Origin of the sequence: Sphingomonas sp. OV641, from assembly GCF_900109205.1 — a bacterium.
Lineage (GTDB): Bacteria > Pseudomonadota > Alphaproteobacteria > Sphingomonadales > Sphingomonadaceae > Sphingomonas.
The window spans coordinates 1,188,366-1,205,410 of the sequence record NZ_FNZB01000001.1 but is presented as its reverse complement, the minus strand read 5'-3'; the positions used below and the strand labels follow the sequence as shown (position 1 = coordinate 1,205,410).

The following is a 17,045-nucleotide window of genomic DNA, read 5'->3' as shown; positions in this document are numbered from 1 at the left end:
TATCGTATGATCGTATTTGAAGGTGGGTCCAATGGCGTCCGAGTTTAAGGGCTACCAGGTTGATTATCGCCGCCCGGTGGGGGAGCCCGCGCTGGTCGCGCCCACGTCGCCGCAATGGCGCGTGTTCAAGAACCCGGTGGCCATTGCCATCGGCGGGGTTGCCGCCGTGCTGCTGGAATTTGCCGATGCGCGGATCCGGTCCGGGGTGTGGGATCATTCCACCTACAAGGTGGATCCGATCGGCCGGTCGAAGCGCACCGGCATCGCTGCAATGGCCGGCGTGTTCGGGCCGGCCAGTGCCGCCCGGCGCATCATCGGCGGGGTCAATCGCATGCACCGCAAGGTTGTTGGCGAAACGCCCAAGGGCGAGGCGTATCAGGCGCTCGATCCCGAACTGCTCGACTGGGTCAGTGCAACGGCCACCTATGGCTTTCTGGAGGCGTACCATCGCTTCGTCGCGCCGGTGAGCGAGGAGGACCGTCGCGCCTATTATCGCGACGGGGAGCCGATCGCGCGCCTCTATGGCGTGGAAAATCCGCTCCGCAGTGACGAGGATTTCTTTGCCATGTTGAACAGGCTGCTGCCCCGGTTCGAGGCGCATCCGATCAACCTGGAATTCCTTGATATCATTCAGTCGGGCAAGGCGGCGCCGGCCGTTCCCAGGATGCTTCATCGGGCGCTCGCACGCGCGGCCATTTCGCTGTTGCCCCCTGAGGTGCGGCAACGGCTGGAGCTTGGCGCGGAATATGATCTGACGCGGACCGATACCCTGCTGCTGCGAACGGCGGGCAAGCTGGCGGACATGGTGCGCAGCCGCCAGTCACCCGCCTGGCAGGCCGCGCAACGCCTTGGCTTGCCCGGAGAGTTCGCCTGGCTCTCGCCGGCGCAGCAGCAACGGATGCTGGGAAGTCGCTCGACGGCCCGCGCGGAGGCGACGGCAACCCTGACATAGATGTCAGGGAGCGCGCCTGACGCGCGCTGCTACAGACATTGCATAATGACACCCGAAATGGGTGCTGCCTGATAATTTTGGGAGGGGATTTCATGGCCAAGATGGGTCGTACGCGTATCGCGCTTCAAGTCGGCGCCAGCATGTTCGCGGTGATTGCGGCCGGCGCCGCTCAGGCGCAGGACACCGCCGCGGTTCAGTCTGATACGACCGTCACACAGCCTGCCCCTGCAGATGCCGCGCCGGCGGGGACCGCTGCCGCACCCGCGCAGGAAACGGCGCGCGATGACGTCGGTATTGGCGAGATCGTCGTCACGGCGCAGCGTCGCGCGGAATCGATCAACCGCGTCGGCATCTCCGTCCAGGCGCTCGAGTCCGAAACGCTGCAGGAGCTGCGCGTTCAGAACGTTCGCGATCTTGCCGCCGTGGTGCCCAGCTTCACGGTGGCGCAAAGCTATCAGGGCGTGCCCACGTACACGCTGCGCGGCATCGGGTTCAATTCGATCAACCTGTCCGCGCAATCGACGGTCGGCACCTATGTCGATGAAGTCGCCTACGCTTATCCGATCATGAACACCGGCCCGCTGATCGACATCGAGCGGGTGGAGGTGCTGAAGGGGCCGCAAGGCACGCTGTATGGCCGCAACACCACCGCTGGCCTCATCAACTTCGTCACCGGCAAGCCGAGCGAGGACGCGTCCGGCGCGATGTCGGTGGACGTCGGCAATTACGAGACGTTCAACGTCGGCGGCTATGTCACCGGTCCGATCGCGGAGGGCGTTCAGGCGCGCATCGGCTATCGCGTCGACCTCAGCAATGACGGCTGGCAGGTCAGCAACAGCCGCCCCGACGAGCGCCTCGGCCGGGTGAAGCGCTACGGCGTGCGCGGGTCGCTCGCGCTGCAGCCCGGGCCGTTCGAGATCGATCTCTCCGCCACTTATTGGGTCAACAAGTCGGATACGGTTGCCGGCCAGGCGATCGGCTTCACTCCCGCGACGACGCCCGGCGGCGGCGGCGCGGCCAGCAACTTCAACGCGCCGGGCGCTGCGGCCTATATTGCCGCGAACTTCCCGACCAACGGCAAGCAGGCGGACTGGGCGCCTTATGCACGCCGTTCGGCGGACATCGGCCGCGGCGCTGGCCTCAAGGATCCGCTGCAGGAGAACAATTACTTCCTCGGCCTGAAGGGGCGGGTGCAGCTCGATGTCGCGGACAATGTCCGCGTCGTGTCGCTGACCAGCTATAATGAGTTCGATCGCGAGGCGACGTTCGACTGGTCCGGCATCCCGAACGAAGTGCTGATCCAGGAGGCTGACGGGCGCATCAAGAGCTTCGGTCAGGAGCTGCGCGTCGAAGGCGACGGCCCGGGCTACAATTGGCTGGTCGGTGGCTATTATGCCAAGGACACGATCGAGGATACCAACCGGACGCTGCTGGGCGAAAACGCCAACTCGGCCCTGATCCGCTTCGCCACGGCGCAGCTCGTCAACACGCCCATCAACACCTTCGGCTACACGCTGGCGGACGCCGCGACCACCTTCCGCACCTATCGCGATGAGGGTTCGTTCGACACCCGTACGTGGAGCATCTTCGCCAATGGCGATTATGCCTTTTCCGATCTCATCAAGCTGACGCTCGGCGCGCGCTACACGCAGGATCTGCAGAAGTTCACCGGTTGCTCGCGCGATTTCAACGGCAGCATGTTGACCAACATCAACCTGTTCAACCGTGGTCTTTACCAGCGGCTGTTCAACCCCACCGGTGGCCTCGCTGCACCGATCGGGCTGAACGAGTGCAACACCTTCAATCCCGCGACCAACAGCTTCGGCGTGGTCAATTCGCGGCTCGACGAGGATAATTTCGCCTGGCGCGGCTCGCTCGACATCACGCCCAATTCCACCACGCTGATCTACGCCTCGATCTCGCGCGGTTACAAATCGGGCACCTCGCCGATCAACGCGGCCAGCAACGCGCGCCAGAACCTGCCCGCGCGCCAGGAACAGCTGACCGCCTATGAAATCGGCGCCAAGCTGGGGTTCCTTGATCGCAAGGTTCAGCTGAACCTCGCCGGCTTCTATTACGATTATAAGGACAAGCAGATCAGCGCCTATTTCGCTGATCCGATCTACACCGCGCTTGCCCGGCTGGATAACATTCCCAAGTCCGAAGCTTACGGCATCGAGGGCGAACTGACCGTCCGGCCGGCGCGCCCGCTGACGCTGATGGCGAACGCTCTTTGGCTGAAGACCCGGATCAACGGCTATGTCGGCACCAATGCGGCCGGTCAGCCGCAGGATTTCGACGGCGCGCGGTTCATCTACAGCCCGGAATGGACCTTGTCCGGCACGGCGCTGTTCGATCAGCCGTTGAACGATGATGTCAGCTTCACCGCCAACACCAACGTGCGCTGGCAGTCGCGTCAGACCACGATCTTCGAATACAACCCGCTCTATGACATCAAGGCCTATACGGTCGTGAACGCCGGGGTCGGTGTGAAGGCAGCCAACGAGAGCTGGGCCCTGAATGTCTGGGCGCGCAACCTGTTTGACGAATATTACTGGAACGCCGTCGCCAGCAATGCGAACATTGTGGTTCGTTTCCCGGGGCAGGTGCGCACCTATGGCGCCACCGCGACATTCCGGTTCTGACGAGCGATAGGAGCGGATAACAGCATGACTGACTTGCCGACGACCTTCGGCGAAGCGCTGGCCCGGCATGCGGCGGAACGGCCGCAGCAGGTGGCGCTACGCTTCGAGGATCGGGTTACCGATTATGCGACGTTCGATCGTCACGTGACTCAGATCGCCAATGGCCTGCTGGCCATGGGGCTGAAGAAGGGCGATCGCGTCGCATATCTCGGCAAGAACAGCGATTGGGCGGTCGAGCTGGCGCTCGGCACCGCGCGCGCAGGCATGGTGCTGGTGCCGGTGATCTGGCGGCTCGCCCCGGCGGAGGTGGACGGGATCCTCAGGGACTCCGCCGCCGCCGTGCTGTTCGTCGAGCCGGGGTTCAGGCGCCCGTTCGCGGCCGAGCAGGTCGTTGTCTTGGACGAGGGCTTTGCCCGCTGGCGTGATGTGCAGAGCGATGCCGCTCCGCCCGTTTCGGTGACGGAGGAAGATATCGTCCTCCAGCTCTATACCTCGGGTACCACCGGCGCGCCCAAGGGCGTGATGCTCAGCCATGCCAACGGCATCCGCCAGCGCAAGAACCAGATCGAGGCGAAGATCGAGTGGCTCCTTGCCGAGCCGGGTGACACGACCATCATCGCCATGCCTTATGGCCATATCGGCGGCGTGGGCGTGGCGCTTGGTGCGGTGAACAGCGGGCAGGAACTGATCATCCACGCCGAATATGATGCCGGCGAGGTGATGGATGCGATCGCTGAACATCGCGTGCGCCGCCTATTCCTGGTGCCGGCCGCGATCGGCCTGATGTTGCAGCATCCCAAGGCTGCCACGGCTGACTTCTCGTCCATCGAAACCCTGTCCTATGGCGCGAGCCCGATCCCGCTTCCGCTGCTGCAGCAGGCGGTGGAGCGAATGGGCTGCGGTTTCGTCCAGGTCTATGGCATGACGGAAACCTGGGGATCGATCGTGGCGTTGCCGCCGGAAGATCACCTGCCGGGCCGCGAGCACAAGATGACGGCCGCGGGCAAGGCGCTGCCCGGCGTCGAGCTCAAGATCATCGACGAGGACGGCGCTGATCTTCCCCCGGGCGAGATCGGCGAGGTGGCGATCCGCAGCCCCAACAACACGGGCGGCTATTGGAACAAGCCGGAGGAAACGGCCAAGGCGCTGATCGGCGATGGCTGGCTGCGCACCGGCGATGCCGGCATTCTGGACGAGGAGGGCTATCTCTTCATCCAGGACCGGATCAAGGACATGATCATCACCGGCGCCGAGAACGTCTATCCGGCCGAGGTGGAAAGCGCGATCTACGGACATCCGGCGGTGGCTGACGTCGCCGTGATCGGCGTTCCCGATCCGAAATGGGGTGAGGCGGTGAAGGCGATGGTGGTGCTGAAGCCCGGCGCCATTTGTGATGAAGCTTCGATCATCACGCATGCGCGGGAGCGGATCGCCGGCTTCAAATGTCCGAAGAGCGTGGAGTTCATCGAGGCGCTGCCACGCAATCCATCGGGCAAGATCTTGCGGCGCACCTTGCGCGAGCCCTTCTGGGCAGGACACGAACGGAGAGTGAATTGACCGCCTTTGCACGAACCGACGAACAGCGGATGCTGGCCGAGACGCTGGACGCGTCGCTTGGGGCCGGCGACGCTGATTGGGAAGCAGCGGTCACGGCTACCGGGCTCGACTCGCTTGGCGTGCCGGCGGAAGAAGAGGGATTGGGCACCGACCTGCGCGACGCGGCGGTGGTCGCGGCGGCGTTCGGCCGTGCCAACGTCGTCTTGCCCTGGGCGGAGCATTGGGTGGCAACCCGGCTCGGCGCGCGCGGCGCTGGTGCGCCGCGTGCGGACAGCCCGGCGGCGGTGCTTGCCCTGGCGAACAGCGAGGACAAGCGCCGCTGGGCGGAGGACGCGCTGACGGTGCTGCATTGTGCGGAAATCGTGGGCCTCGGCCGGTCGATGCTGCGCGACGCGGCCTTGTTCTCCAAGGAGCGCAAGCAGTTCGGCGTGGCGATCGCCTCGTTCCAGGCCTTGCGCCATCGCATGGCCGACATGGCAATGATCCTGGAACAGGCGGATGCGATCACTGCCATCGCGATCACCGCGTTCGACAGCGACGATCAGGCCCGGGCACGTGCTGTTTCGGCGGCCCGCGTGGTGTGTGACGATGCCGCGCGCCTGCTGGGGGAGGGCGCGGTGCAGATCCACGGTGCCATGGGGCTCACCGCCGAATTGCGCCTCGGCGGGTACTTCCGCCGTGCCCGCCTGCTCGCGCAGGGGGATGGAACGGCAAGGGCGCATCTCCGCCGCTACGCTGCCTGACGCCGCCTTGGCGGATCCCCGGCTAGCCCAGCTTCAATAATTCCACTGTAATTGTGTCCGGATGAGCTGCCCTTCCGCACGCCCGATGCGCCGCTCGTCCGGCTCCCTTCGCGTCATGTCGGCATAAGCGATGGTCAGCTCCAGCGGCTCGATCGGCTGGAACTCGATGCCCAGCTCCAGCTCGTTCGTTTCCAGGCGCGGCGCATTGGTGCTCGCTTTCCACCCGCCACGGTAACGTTGCCAGCGGACATAGGGCATGAACGGGCCCAGCACGCTGTTTCGCACCCGCGCCATGCCCTGCACATAGCCGCCGTTCAGATCGCGGGTCTCGATCGTTCCGGTAATTGGGTCGAACTCGGGCCCGCGGCCCCAATTCCATTCCGCCTGAAAGCCGAACGGCTGGGGATAAAGGATGGCGTGAATGCCCACGCGCTCGTCCTTGAAGCTCGTATCGCTCACCCCGCCGGTCCGCACCTCCGGCTGCACGCGATTGCGCATCGCCGCGCCGCCAATTTCCAGAACCTGCCCCGTGAAGCCCCCGCCAAGGCCGTCCAGCGCGAATGGCCAGGTCGCCATCGCCACCGTCATCAGGCCGTTGTTGCGCTCGCGGCGATTGATGCCCTGGCCATTGTAGACGGCGACACCGAACGCGCCATAATTGCCGAACAGCTTTTGCCCATCCTCCTCCAGCCGATCCCAGACCCGCTGCACGGCACGCGGCGTGAAATAGCCGACGACGCCGATGTCGCGTTCGGACGGAATGGCGCTGTTGATCCCGTCGGACCGGTCCAGCGTCAGTCGACTGGACGATGATTGCAGATTTTCCCAGCCGAACGGCACCTTGGACTGGCCGAAGCGCAGGCGGAACCGGTGATCGCCGCCTGGAAACCAATCCACATAAGCGTCGCGCAGCTGAACGAAGCCTTCGCGGCTCTCGTCATTGGATTGGTTGCTGACCGAATTGGCGAAATCCGGCTGGAAGTAGAAGGAAACATCGTCGGAGATATCGCCCGACAGGACCAGCCGGATGCGGCGGAAGGTGAAATTACCCTGGTCGGTAATGCCGCTGTCGTGGGGGCTGCGCAGGCGTGATTGGCCGTCCGGCACGGTCGCATCCCCGGCGATGATTTCGTTGAGGCGCAGCTGCGTATATCCGCGCAGGCTGATGCGCTGATACCAGGCGCGCATGTCCGCGGCCGGCGCATCGGCCAGCGCGACGGGCGCCGAAGCGGGCGGGGCGGTCGGGGTGAGAGGCTCCGGCGACGCGCTGACCTGCGCGGATTGCTGTGCCGGCGCGGTGGTTCCGGCCTGTCCGGCCGCCGCCGGCGTGCTGTCCGCCACGGCTCGCGCCTGCGTCGGCGCGCTGACGACCGGAGCCGCCGCCGAGCGGGTCGGTGCCGTTTCCGTCTCGGCCGCCGGGGCGCTGGCGGCACTGGCGCGTTGAAGGGCGATCAGTTCCTGAAGCTGCGCCTTCAGTTCATCGATCTGCCGCTGCAATTCCTGCACCGTCTGTGCCTGTGCCGGAAGCGGCAGCATCGCCGTTCCGAGCATCAGCCCCGCGATCCGCAGGTGATGCCTCATCGTCCGTTCCTCGATACCCTCCCGAAAGTCCGTACGCGCTCCTTCGGGCTAAACGCGCAGCCCTATGGCCGATCGCCATGGCAGGCAATCGGGCATTGGGCAGGCCATGGCCGGAATTGCGGGGTAGCGCGCTAGACTGCCTGATCCACCACGACGCGCGCGATCAGGTCGCGCTGGATCTCGTTCGATCCGGCATAGATGCTGGCGGCGCGGTTGTTCAGATATTTGGGCATGGCAATGGCGATCGCGTCCGGCGCATCCTCGACCGGGCCGTCCCAATCGGCGGCGATTTCCAGCGCCAGCAGGTCGATCCGCTGCGACGTTTCGGTGCCCAGCACCTTCAGCATGGACGGGCGCACCGCATCCGCCGGCCCGCCGCCTTCCAGGCCGGCCAGTTCGATCGCGCGCAGCGCGTCGACGGCAATGGCCTCGCGCGCCAGCCGCTCGCGATTGCCCTCATGCTCCAGCCATCCGGTCGCCTGCGCCGCCTCGCGCACCATGTCGAGAAAGGCGGCAAGCCCCGGCGCATAACGGCCGGACCGCTCAAAGGTGAGCAGGTGCTTGGCCACCGTCCAGCCGTCATTCTCCTCGCCCAGCCGGCCGCTCACCGGCACGCGCACGTCGTCGAAGAACACCTGGTTGAACTCGTGCTCGCCGGCCAGGGTATGGATCGGAGAGACGGTGATGCCCGGCGTGTTCATTTCGAGCAGCAGGAAGGTGATCCCCGTCTGCGGCCGGCCTTCCGTACTGGTCCGCACCAGGCAGAACATGCGGTTGGCGAAATGCGCGTGGGTGGTCCAGATCTTGGAGCCGTTCAGCACGTAATGATCGCCGTCGCGCACCGCGCGCAGCTTCAGCGAGGCGAGGTCGGATCCGGAGCCCGGTTCCGAATAGCCCTGGCACCAGCGATCCTCGCCGGAAAGGATGCGCGGCAGCAGCGCCGCCTTCTGCTCGGGCGAGCCATAATGCATGATGACCGGCGCGACCATCTTCAGCCCCATGGGCGACAGGCCCGGCGCATGGGCACGGGCATATTCCTCCGCCCAGATATAGCGCTGGATCTCATTCCATCCGGTGCCGCCATATTCGACCGGCCAGTCCGGTGCGGCCCAGCCCTGCTGGTGAAGGATGCGCTGCCATGTGTCGGCAACATCGGGATGCAGGAACACGCTGGTGCCCCGCCGTGCGCCGCGCCGCAATTCCGGCGTCAGCTTTTCCGACAGGAACTGGCGCACCTCCTCACGAAAGGTGTGCGCTTCTGCGCTATTCAGGCTCTCCATGCCGATCACCGTGCGCCGCCGCGCTGGCGGGCGCACCTGACGCTCCTGTCAGGTCGCGGGGGGCCCGCCCGAAGCGCTGCGCTTCAGGCGTGCGGGCCCAGGAAGCCGTGCCCGGTCGCAATCTGGATCATTCGCGCCCGCGTCGTCGCGCCGAGCTTTTCCGCCGCGTTGCGCAGATGGAAGCGAACCGTTGACACCGACAGCGACAGGATCGTGCCAATCTCCGCGTTGGTCTTTCCGGCCGCCGCCCAGCGCACGCATTGAGCCTCGCGCGCGGAGAGCTGACCCGGCGGCGTGCGGGCGCGGCGGGTGGTCAGCTCGGTATGGGCGGCAAGGAAGCGAAAGGCGAGGGCGAACATCCGCTCGGCATCGCGCGCGAACACCGCCGCCATGTCGATCGGCTCCACCGCCACCCACAGCACCGTGCCCACCTGGCCGCCCGCCAGGTGCACCGGCGCGATCAGGGCCGCGCTGAACCCGAACTCCTGCTTCACATGCGAGCAATCGATCGCCTCGAGCGCACTGGTCGCCCGCCACGATCCAAGCTGGCCGTCCTGATACCAGATCGGTTCGGCAAAGATGCGCGCGGCATGAAGAAAGGTGGATCGCAGCGCCAGGCTGCGGTTCTGCCAATAGCATGCGCTGGAAGGCTGCCACGGCATGCGCGCGGCATAGGCCTGGCCATTGCGGTCCGCCATCGGCGCCGCGTCGCCGAGGTCGCTTTGCGCCGCCACGAAGGGCAGGCCGGCGCGCTGGCCGGCTGCAACCACTTCATCGGCCAGGGCGTCGACATCGTCCCATGACAGGGCTGTCGGCTTGATAGAATGCATTGGCGCTCCCGCTCCCCTGCGGGATCGCTAGCCTTCGGCCGCCCCCCCGACAAGGCCGCCCCTTGCCATGGCGGCGAGTTCGCGTCATCCACGCACCGTAACTATAGTTATGGTGTGAAAGGGAGAGGGATGAGCGAAGAGTTCGCAGGGAAGCATGTGTTCGTCGCCGGTGCGTCGAGCGGCATCAATCTGGAAATCGCCCATGGCTTCGCGCGCGCCGGCGCGAAGGTCACGGTGTTGAGCCGCAGCGCCGACAAGATCGAGGCTGCCGCGGCCGGGATCCGCGAAACCGGCGCCGAGGCGATCGGCATTTCCTGTGACGTGCGCGACTATGAAGGATTGGAGGCGGCCTATGCCCAGGCGACCGCCAAGTTCGGCTCGGTCGATGTGCTGGTGTCGGGCGCTGCCGGCAACTTTCTGGCGCCGGCGGTGAAGCTGTCGGCCAATGCGTTCAAGACGGTGGTCGACATCGACCTGCTCGGGACGTTCAACGTCTTCCGCGCCAGCTACGATCACCTCACCAAGCCGGGCGCCTCGCTGATCGCGATCACTGCGGGCCAGGCGGTGCATCCGTCGGCGTTCCAGATCCATGCCTGCGCTGCGAAGGCGGGCGTGAACATGGTCACCAAGTGCCTGGCGCTCGAATGGGGCCCCGCCGGCATTCGCGTCAACGCCATCTCGCCCGGCCCGATCGGCGATACCGAGGGCATGAAGCGGCTGGGCGGCGATCCGGCGCGCGAGGCTCAGATCAAGGGGCGCCTGGCGCTCCGCGACTATGGCACCAAGGCGGATGTCTCCGAAGCCGCGCTGTGGCTGTCCAGCCCAGCCGCCAAATATGTCACCGGCACGATCCTGAACGTGGATGGCGGCAACGATTTGGGGGATGCCAGCGCCAACGCGCTCGGCTGATCGGCCTCGATCGGTGCGAAGGGGCGGTTCGCCTCTTCGCACCCGGCGCATGTGGTCAGCCGCGCTTGGCCCCGATCCCCAGGTCGGCCGGCCCGAAGGCGTCGGGCAGAAGCTGGGAGAGGAGGTAGCTCGTCACGGCGTCACCTTGCGCACCCGCACAATGAACGCGGATGTCGCGGCCGCCGATTTGCGCTGCTTCGTTGATCACCTGCCGGCACCGGCCGCAGGGGCGCACTACGTCCTCGCCGGCGATCGCGCCGTCACGGATCATGCCGCCGACGACGCCGATCGCAACAACGTCGGCCAGCCGGCCCTGCGCGTTCGCCGTCGCCAGCGCGACCGTCTCGGCGCAAAGCGACAGACCGTAGCTCGCATTCTCGAAATTCGCGCCCTGCACCACCGATCCATCGGTCAGCAGCACCGCGGCTCCTACGCCGAAGCCGGAATAAGGCGCATGGGCGTTGCCCGCCGCCACCCGCGCCAGCGCGATCAGATGCTTGGCTTCGTCGCTCATGATGCTGCTACGTTCCAGTTCACCGGCCCCATGATCCCGTCGATCCGCCGCACGTCGCTCGCCCGCCACATGCGCCACGGCCGCGCGGCATAATCGGGCATGAAGAAGTTGCCCATGGCCCAGATCGGGCGGGGCAGGGCATCGGCCAACTCGTAATCCTTCTCGAAATCGCGCGATACCCGCAGCAGCACCGGCTTGCCGGTATGCGCTTCGATCAGGTCGGCGGCGCGCTTCACCTCTTCGATCAGCACCTGCCGCTCGGGCCGGTTGGTGCAGCCTTCGGCATAGTGGAAGTCGATTGCCGCGGGCAGGGCAGCGTCATCGCGCGGCACCATGGTGTTGAAGGCGTTGGCCTGGTCGATGCCCGGCTCGCACAGTGACCATATATGCACCGCACCGCGCCGCAGCCCGGCCCCCGCCATGTTCTGCCAGTTTTCCTCGAACCGCGCATCACGGCGCCGCGCGCCATAGGTGGCGATGGCATAGGCAAAGTCGGCCCCGCCGCCGGCCACCACCTTCCATTCGACTGCGCCATTCGCTTCGCCAACGTCCACGCCCTGCACGGCGAACTTCTCGCTCGCCGGACGCCAGCGCACCGCTTCGCGCCAGGCGAACGCGCCCACCACGGCAAGCACGGCAAAGATCAGGAGGAAACGCCTCACCCGAAACACGTCAGTTCAACCCTTGATATGAAGGACGCAGATCAGCGTGAAGAGCCGCCGCGCCGTGTCGAAGTCGAGATCGATTTTGCCCTGCAGCCGCTCCATCAGCAGCTCGGCCGCTTCGTTGTGAACGCCGCGCCGGGCCATGTCGATCGTCTCGATCTGCTGCGGCGTCGCCTGCCGGATCGCCTGATAATAGCTGTCGCAGATGGCGAAATAATCGCGGATCGGCCGGCGAAACCGGCCCATGCCAAGGATATGCGCCTCCAGAAGGGTGCCGTCCTCGCGCTTGATCTGCATGACCAGCCGCCCCTCTTCAACGGACAGCGCCAGCCGGTACGGCCCGGCATAGCCGTCGGGATGTTGCTTCTGCGGCGCGAAGTGATTGCCCTCGATCAGGTCGAAGATCGCGATCCGGCGCTCCTGCTCGATATCGGCAGAGCGCCACAAAATAGTGCGCTCGTCCAATTCGATGTCGATGATCCGCGGATCGGGCATTGGCCCGCGATAGAGGCCAAACGCCGTCGCGACAATTCTCGTTATCCACAGCCCCGCCGGTTCCCGTTTTGGATGAGCGGGGGTAGAAGCGGGCGGATCATGGCGACTCTGGCTTTCCCCCATCCGGCCCCGGCCGAACCCCTTCAGCTGCCGCGCAATGTCGAGGCCGAGGCCGCGCTGCTCGGCGCGATGATGATCGACAACCGGCTGGCCGACGATGTCGTCGACCGGCTCGACCCGGCGCATTTCTTTGAACCGGTGCACGGCCGCATCTTCGCCGCGATCAAGACGCTGCGCACCAACGACATGCTGGCCACGCCGGTCACGCTGCGCCCGATGTTCGAGGCGGACGAGGGGATGCGCGAGCTTGGCGGCCCAGCCTATCTTGCCCAGCTGACGGGCTCGGGCGCGGGGTTGATCGGCGCACGGCAATTCGCACAGCAGATCTATGATCTCGCCATGCTCCGCTCGCTCGTCACCGTCGGGCGCACGCTGGTCGATCGCGCGATGGACACGTCGGAGGAGGTGAATCCGCGCGCCCAGATCGAGCTTGCCGAGGAAGAATTGTTCAAGGTCGCCGCTGACGGCACGACCGAGAATGCCATCAAGAGCTTCGCGCAGGCGACCAAGGTTGCGCTGAAGATGGCAGAAACGGCGCTCAATTCCGGCGGCAAGGTTTCGGGCATCACCACCGGGTTCGATACGGTGAACGCCCGGATCGGCGGCATGCACCGCTCGGACTTGATGATCCTCGCCGGCCGTCCCGGCATGGGCAAGACCTCGCTCGCCACCAACATCGCGTTCAACGCCGCGCAGCGCTGGATGATGGACATGAAGGCGGGCATCGCGCCCAGCGAGTCGATCGGCGCAAAGGTCGCCTTCTTCAGCCTCGAAATGTCCGCCGATCAGCTGGCCACGCGTATCCTGGCGGAGCAGTCACGCATCACGTCGGAAAAGCTGCGCCGCGGCGACATCAGCCGGGCCGAGTTTCACCAGCTTGCGGCGGCGGCGGCGGATCTCGAAAGCCTGCCGCTTTTCATCGACGACACCGGCGGCCTTTCGATCAGCGCGCTGCACACCCGCGTGCGCCGGCTGCAGCGTCGGCACAATAATGAAATTGGCCTGGTTATCGTTGATTACCTTCAGCTCCTCAGCGGCAGTGGCAAGTCGAGCGACGGCAATCGCGTGCAGGAAATCTCCGAAATCAGCCGCGGTCTGAAGACACTGGCGAAGGATCTGCACGTCCCCGTGCTTGCGCTCTCCCAGCTCAGCCGTGCGGTGGAGCAGCGCGAAGACAAGCGCCCGCAGCTCTCCGACCTTCGTGAATCCGGCTCGATCGAGCAGGACGCCGACATGGTCTGGTTCGTGTTCCGCGAAGATTATTACGTCGCCGCCAAGGAGCCCAAGCGACCGACGGAGGGCGATGCGGCCAAGATCTTCGAGGATCACGCCCAATGGGCCAGCGACATGGAGCGCGTGTTCGGCCTGGCCGAGCTGATCATCGCCAAGCAGCGCCACGGCGCGACTGGCAAGGTGACGATGAAGTTCGATCCCGCCGTGACGCGCTTCAGCGACTACGCGGGCTATTGAGGGCCCGTCCTGCTCAATCGACGGCAGGACATCGCCTCATCCGAACGTCATCCCGGCCTTGTGCCGGGGTCCAGCGTTCCGCGAACTCTAAAGCTTGGAGTGGCGAGGCATCCTGGATGCCAGGACAAGCCCGTCATGACCTGGCGTTGAAAGCACCTCCCCGGCGAAGGCCGGGGTCCAGGTGGGAAAGCGTTGGCAGAATTCGGTGTGCCTGCCAGCCTTGTCGCGCAGTTGCGCCCCGGCCATCGCCGGGGAGGCGGATCGATCTGGTTGGACCAAACCCCAGAGGATACGCCAGGCCTTGGTCAGCGTCACCGCGCCAACCCAGACGACGCCTCAGAATACCGGTTCTTCGCCCGGCTTCTCCGGCACGTGGATCCCGCATTCCACCTTTTCCCACCCGCGCCAGCGCCCGGCGCGCGGGTCTTCGCCCGGCAGCACCTTGGACGTGCACGGCTTGCACCCGATCGACGGATAACCGTCCGCCTCCAGCGGATGGCGCGGCAGCTCATACTCCGCGAAATAGGTCTCCAGCCGCTCCTTGTTCCAGTCGGCGAGCGGGTTCAGCTTCAGCCGACCATCGTCGATCTCGAACCGCGGCAGCGCGGCGCGGGTTGAGGACTGGAAGCCCTTGCGGCCGGAAATCCACGCATCGAACGGTAACAGGGCACGGCGCAGCGGCTCCACCTTGCGGATCTCGCAGCAGCCGTCCGGGTCATAGGACCAGCGCAGCCCGGTCGCGTCCTTGGCGGCCAGGATCCGCGGGTCCGGCCGGAATACCCGCAGGTCGGTCAGGCCAAGCCGCTCGGACAATTCATCCCGATATTCAAGCGTTTCCCCGAACATCTTCTGCGTGTTGGTGAAGACGACGGGGACATCCTTGTCGACCTGCGCGATCATGTGCAGCAGCACGGCCGATTCCGTGCCGAACGAGGAAACCGCGGCGATGCGGCCCTGGAGCTCGCCGGTCAGCAGCTCGGCCAGCATGTCCTGGGTAGAAACGCCCGCAAAGCGCGCCTCCATCGCCGCTGCATCCACGCTGGTGAAGGCGGGGGCAACGTCGATCGTGTCGAGGCGGCGAGCGGCATTAGCCATGACGTAACTTCCATATGGGCGTCGCGGTGTCGGCGGCGCGCTGATAGGGATTGGCATAGCGATCAAGGCTGCGCTGCAGCGTCTCGGCGTCGACCGGCGCCTCGGGGGCGAAGCTGTCGAAGCCGCAGCGGCGCATGTGCGGGATCTGATCGACCAGCACGTCGCCCGCCGCCCGCAGCTCGCCGGTATAGCCCGCCTCGCGCAGGATCCGGGCCGCGGAATAGCCCCGCCCGTCGCGATAGGTGGGGAAGCTCACTTCCACCAGCGCGAGCTGCCCGATCTGCGGCAGCAGCGCGCGGGCGTCGTCCCCCGCCTCCAGCCGCACCGCGCCGGCATTGGTCTGGCCGTCGAGAAAGGCGTCCAGCGTGATCGCCGGCTCGTCATGCGCTTCGTCGTCGCGGAAACGCAGCAGATTGTCGTGGGTCATCTCGGTCATGGTCACTCGTCACCCTCCCGCTTGCGGGAAGGATGGCCTTCGAAATTCCCCTCCCGCTTGAGAGAGGGGGTGGGGGCGGGCGTGTGGCTGGCGTGGGTGGGCGCGCGCTCACCCATAGATCGCCTCCTTGAACGTATCGAAGCCGACCCGGCGATAGGTGTCGAGAAACCGCTCGCCCGGCTCGCGCACGGCCACGTACCGATCGGTCACGCGCTCGATCGCGTCCACCACGCCGTCCTCGTCGAACCCCGGGCCGGTGATCTTGGCGAGGCTGACGTCCTCCGCACCCGATCCGCCGAGCGAGAGCTGGTAATTTTCCTTGCCCTTCTTATCGACGCCCAGAATGCCGATGTGCCCGGCATGATGATGGCCGCAGGCGTTGATGCAGCCCGAGATCTTGAGCTTCAGCTCGCCCAGGTCGCGCTGACGATCGAGGTCCTTGAAGCGTTCCGCGATCTTCTGCGCGAGCGGGATCGAGCGCGCATTGGCCAGGCTGCAATAATCGAGGCCGGGGCAGGCGATGATGTCGCTGATGAGGTCGAGGTTCGCCTCGGCCAGCCCCGCCTCGGTCAGCTTCTGCCAGATCGCATATAGATCGGCCTTGCGCACGTGCGGCAGCACGATGTTCTGCGCATGGGTCACGCGCAGCTCGTCGAACGAATAACGCTCGCCCAGATCCGCCATCACGTCGATCTGGTCGGCCGAGGCATCGCCCGGGATGCCGCCGACCGGCTTCAGCGAAATGTTGACGATGGCATAGCCCGGCTGCTTGTGCGCCTTCACATTCTGGTCCAGCCAGATGGCGAAGTCGGGATCGCTGCGATCCACCTGGTCGCTCAGCCCGGTCTCGAACGGCGGGGGCGCGAAGAAGGCGCTGATCCGCTCCAGCTCGGCCACCGGCGGATCGATGCCCAGCGTCTTCACATGGGCGAATTCTTCCTCGACCTGGCGGCGATATTCGTCCGGCCCCAGTTCGTGCAGCAGGATCTTGATCCGCGCCTTGTAGATATTGTCGCGCCGGCCATAGCGATTGTAGACGCGCAGGCACGCCTCCAGATAGCTCAGCAGCTCGTCCGCCGTCACGAAGTCGCGGATCTCGTGCGCGATCATCGGGGTGCGGCCCATGCCGCCGCCCACGAAGATCTTGGCGCCGAGCACGCCGTCCTTCTTCAGGAGCTCGATGCCGATATCGTGCAGCCGCATCGCCGCGCGATCCTCGGGCGCCGCAATGACGGCGATCTTGAACTTGCGCGGCAGATAGGTGAACTCGGGGTGGAACGTGCTCCACTGCCGCATCAGCTCGGCCCAGGGGCGCGGGTCCGTCACTTCGTCGGCGGCCGCGCCGGCGAACTGGTCCGACGAGATGTTGCGGATGCAATTGCCGCTGGTCTGGATGGCGTGCATCTCCACCGTCGCCAGCTCGGCGAGAATGTCGGGCGCATCCTCCAGCTTGATCCAGTTGAACTGGAGGTTCTGGCGGGTGGTGAAATGGCCATAGCCGCGGTCGTACTTGCGCGCGACATGGCCCAGCATGCGCATCTGCCGGCTGCTCAGCGTGCCATAGGGCACCGCCACGCGCAGCATGTACGCATGAAGCTGAAGGTAGAGGCCGTTCATCAGCCGCAGCGGCTTGAACTGGTCCTCGGTCATCTGGCCGCACAGCCGCCGCTTCACCTGGTCGCGAAATTCCTCGACCCGGGCGTCAACCATCGACTGGTCATATTGGTCATACTGATACATCGTGTCTTCCTGG

The 17,045-nt window shown here is 65.7% G+C and carries 15 protein-coding genes; 6 read left to right on the top strand and 9 right to left on the bottom strand.

Annotation, left to right across the window (positions count from 1 at the left end; translation table 11 throughout):
* The first annotated feature begins 31 nt into the window (after positions 1 to 31).
* The 4 genes from BMX36_RS05575 to BMX36_RS05560 all read left to right on the top strand — a co-directional run bounded on the left by BMX36_RS05575 (position 32) and on the right by BMX36_RS05560 (position 5,897).
* Positions 32 to 952, top strand: a complete 921-nt coding sequence (locus tag BMX36_RS05575) for an oxygenase MpaB family protein (RefSeq protein ID WP_066775339.1) — start codon at positions 32 to 34, stop codon at positions 950 to 952.
* A gap of 92 nt (positions 953 to 1,044) precedes the next feature.
* On the top strand, positions 1,045 to 3,597 hold the full coding sequence (locus BMX36_RS05570) for a TonB-dependent receptor (RefSeq protein WP_256210672.1): 2,553 nt from the start codon (positions 1,045 to 1,047) through the stop codon (positions 3,595 to 3,597).
* A 24-nt stretch (positions 3,598 to 3,621) separates the two neighbouring features.
* Positions 3,622 to 5,154, top strand: a complete 1,533-nt coding sequence (locus BMX36_RS05565; RefSeq protein ID WP_093063944.1) for a fatty acid--CoA ligase — start codon at positions 3,622 to 3,624, stop codon at positions 5,152 to 5,154.
* Positions 5,151 to 5,897 (top strand): acyl-CoA dehydrogenase family protein, encoded by a 747-nt coding sequence (locus tag BMX36_RS05560; RefSeq protein ID WP_177179030.1) that lies wholly within the window; start codon positions 5,151 to 5,153, stop codon positions 5,895 to 5,897. The genes BMX36_RS05565 and BMX36_RS05560 overlap by 4 nt, the downstream gene beginning before the upstream one ends.
* A 33-nt stretch (positions 5,898 to 5,930) precedes the next feature.
* Here BMX36_RS05560 and BMX36_RS05555 read toward each other — a convergent pair whose 3' ends face one another.
* From BMX36_RS05555 to BMX36_RS05545, 3 genes are all read right to left on the bottom strand, one after another.
* Positions 5,931 to 7,478: a porin gene (locus BMX36_RS05555; RefSeq protein WP_093063942.1), complete on the bottom strand. Its 1,548-nt coding sequence runs from the start codon at positions 7,476 to 7,478 to the stop codon at positions 5,931 to 5,933.
* Between the two features lie 131 nt (positions 7,479 to 7,609).
* Positions 7,610 to 8,794 (bottom strand): acyl-CoA dehydrogenase family protein, encoded by a 1,185-nt coding sequence (locus tag BMX36_RS05550; protein ID WP_371262806.1) that lies wholly within the window; start codon positions 8,792 to 8,794, stop codon positions 7,610 to 7,612.
* A gap of 47 nt (positions 8,795 to 8,841) precedes the next feature.
* Entirely contained in the window at positions 8,842 to 9,588 is a 747-nt protein-coding gene (locus tag BMX36_RS05545) for a helix-turn-helix transcriptional regulator (protein ID WP_093063941.1), read from the bottom strand.
* 129 nt (positions 9,589 to 9,717) lie between these two features.
* Here BMX36_RS05545 and BMX36_RS05540 point away from each other — a divergent pair, with 129 nt between their 5' ends.
* The gene (locus BMX36_RS05540; RefSeq protein ID WP_066782171.1) at positions 9,718 to 10,497 is read left to right on the top strand and encodes an SDR family oxidoreductase; all 780 of its coding nucleotides are present in this window, start codon (positions 9,718 to 9,720) and stop codon (positions 10,495 to 10,497) included.
* A gap of 55 nt (positions 10,498 to 10,552) precedes the next feature.
* Here BMX36_RS05540 and BMX36_RS05535 read toward each other — a convergent pair whose 3' ends face one another.
* Genes BMX36_RS05535 through BMX36_RS05525 form a run of 3 tightly spaced genes read right to left on the bottom strand, consistent with a single transcriptional unit; the run spans position 10,553 to position 12,171 of the window.
* The gene (locus tag BMX36_RS05535) at positions 10,553 to 11,011 is read right to left on the bottom strand and encodes a cytidine deaminase (protein ID WP_093063940.1); all 459 of its coding nucleotides are present in this window, start codon (positions 11,009 to 11,011) and stop codon (positions 10,553 to 10,555) included.
* Entirely contained in the window at positions 11,008 to 11,673 is a 666-nt protein-coding gene (locus BMX36_RS05530; protein ID WP_177179029.1) for a GH25 family lysozyme, read from the bottom strand. The genes BMX36_RS05535 and BMX36_RS05530 overlap by 4 nt, the downstream gene beginning before the upstream one ends.
* A 15-nt stretch (positions 11,674 to 11,688) precedes the next feature.
* Positions 11,689 to 12,171, bottom strand: a complete 483-nt coding sequence (locus tag BMX36_RS05525) for a UPF0262 family protein (protein ID WP_066782174.1) — start codon at positions 12,169 to 12,171, stop codon at positions 11,689 to 11,691.
* 99 nt (positions 12,172 to 12,270) lie between these two features.
* Here BMX36_RS05525 and BMX36_RS05520 point away from each other — a divergent pair, with 99 nt between their 5' ends.
* Positions 12,271 to 13,761, top strand: a complete 1,491-nt coding sequence (locus tag BMX36_RS05520) for a replicative DNA helicase (RefSeq protein WP_066782175.1) — start codon at positions 12,271 to 12,273, stop codon at positions 13,759 to 13,761.
* A gap of 336 nt (positions 13,762 to 14,097) precedes the next feature.
* On the opposite strand, the gene BMX36_RS05515 is transcribed toward BMX36_RS05520, so the two are convergent.
* The 3 genes from BMX36_RS05515 to BMX36_RS05505 all read right to left on the bottom strand — a co-directional run bounded on the left by BMX36_RS05515 (position 14,098) and on the right by BMX36_RS05505 (position 17,032).
* Positions 14,098 to 14,856 (bottom strand): phosphoadenylyl-sulfate reductase, encoded by a 759-nt coding sequence (locus tag BMX36_RS05515; RefSeq protein ID WP_093063938.1) that lies wholly within the window; start codon positions 14,854 to 14,856, stop codon positions 14,098 to 14,100.
* Positions 14,849 to 15,283, bottom strand: coding sequence for a DUF934 domain-containing protein (locus tag BMX36_RS05510; protein WP_093065263.1), 435 nt, complete (start codon positions 15,281 to 15,283; stop codon positions 14,849 to 14,851). Before BMX36_RS05510 ends, BMX36_RS05515 begins: the two co-directional genes overlap by 8 nt.
* 117 nt (positions 15,284 to 15,400) lie before the next feature.
* Complete coding sequence (locus BMX36_RS05505; RefSeq protein WP_066776503.1) at positions 15,401 to 17,032, bottom strand: nitrite/sulfite reductase; 1,632 nt, start codon at positions 17,030 to 17,032, stop codon at positions 15,401 to 15,403.
* Positions 17,033 to 17,045 lie beyond the last annotated feature (13 nt).

What these genes read in the sequence shown, in the direction of transcription:
- BMX36_RS05540 (WP_066782171.1), top strand. Translation starts at nt 9,718, where the DNA reads ATGAGCGAAGAGTTCGCAGGGAAGCATGTGTTCGTCGCCGGTGCGTCG.
- BMX36_RS05575 (WP_066775339.1), top strand. Translation starts at nt 32, where the DNA reads ATGGCGTCCGAGTTTAAGGGCTACCAGGTTGATTATCGCCGCCCGGTG.
- BMX36_RS05525 (WP_066782174.1), bottom strand. Translation starts at nt 12,171, where the DNA reads ATGCCCGATCCGCGGATCATCGACATCGAATTGGACGAGCGCACTATT.
- BMX36_RS05520 (WP_066782175.1), top strand. Translation starts at nt 12,271, where the DNA reads ATGGCGACTCTGGCTTTCCCCCATCCGGCCCCGGCCGAACCCCTTCAG.
- BMX36_RS05565 (WP_093063944.1), top strand. Translation starts at nt 3,622, where the DNA reads ATGACTGACTTGCCGACGACCTTCGGCGAAGCGCTGGCCCGGCATGCG.
- BMX36_RS05545 (WP_093063941.1), bottom strand. Translation starts at nt 9,588, where the DNA reads ATGCATTCTATCAAGCCGACAGCCCTGTCATGGGACGATGTCGACGCC.
- BMX36_RS05505 (WP_066776503.1), bottom strand. Translation starts at nt 17,032, where the DNA reads ATGTATCAGTATGACCAATATGACCAGTCGATGGTTGACGCCCGGGTC.
- BMX36_RS05555 (WP_093063942.1), bottom strand. Translation starts at nt 7,478, where the DNA reads ATGAGGCATCACCTGCGGATCGCGGGGCTGATGCTCGGAACGGCGATG.
- BMX36_RS05510 (WP_093065263.1), bottom strand. Translation starts at nt 15,283, where the DNA reads ATGACCCACGACAATCTGCTGCGTTTCCGCGACGACGAAGCGCATGAC.
- BMX36_RS05535 (WP_093063940.1), bottom strand. Translation starts at nt 11,011, where the DNA reads ATGAGCGACGAAGCCAAGCATCTGATCGCGCTGGCGCGGGTGGCGGCG.
- BMX36_RS05515 (WP_093063938.1), bottom strand. Translation starts at nt 14,856, where the DNA reads ATGGCTAATGCCGCTCGCCGCCTCGACACGATCGACGTTGCCCCCGCC.
- BMX36_RS05570 (WP_256210672.1), top strand. Translation starts at nt 1,045, where the DNA reads ATGGCCAAGATGGGTCGTACGCGTATCGCGCTTCAAGTCGGCGCCAGC.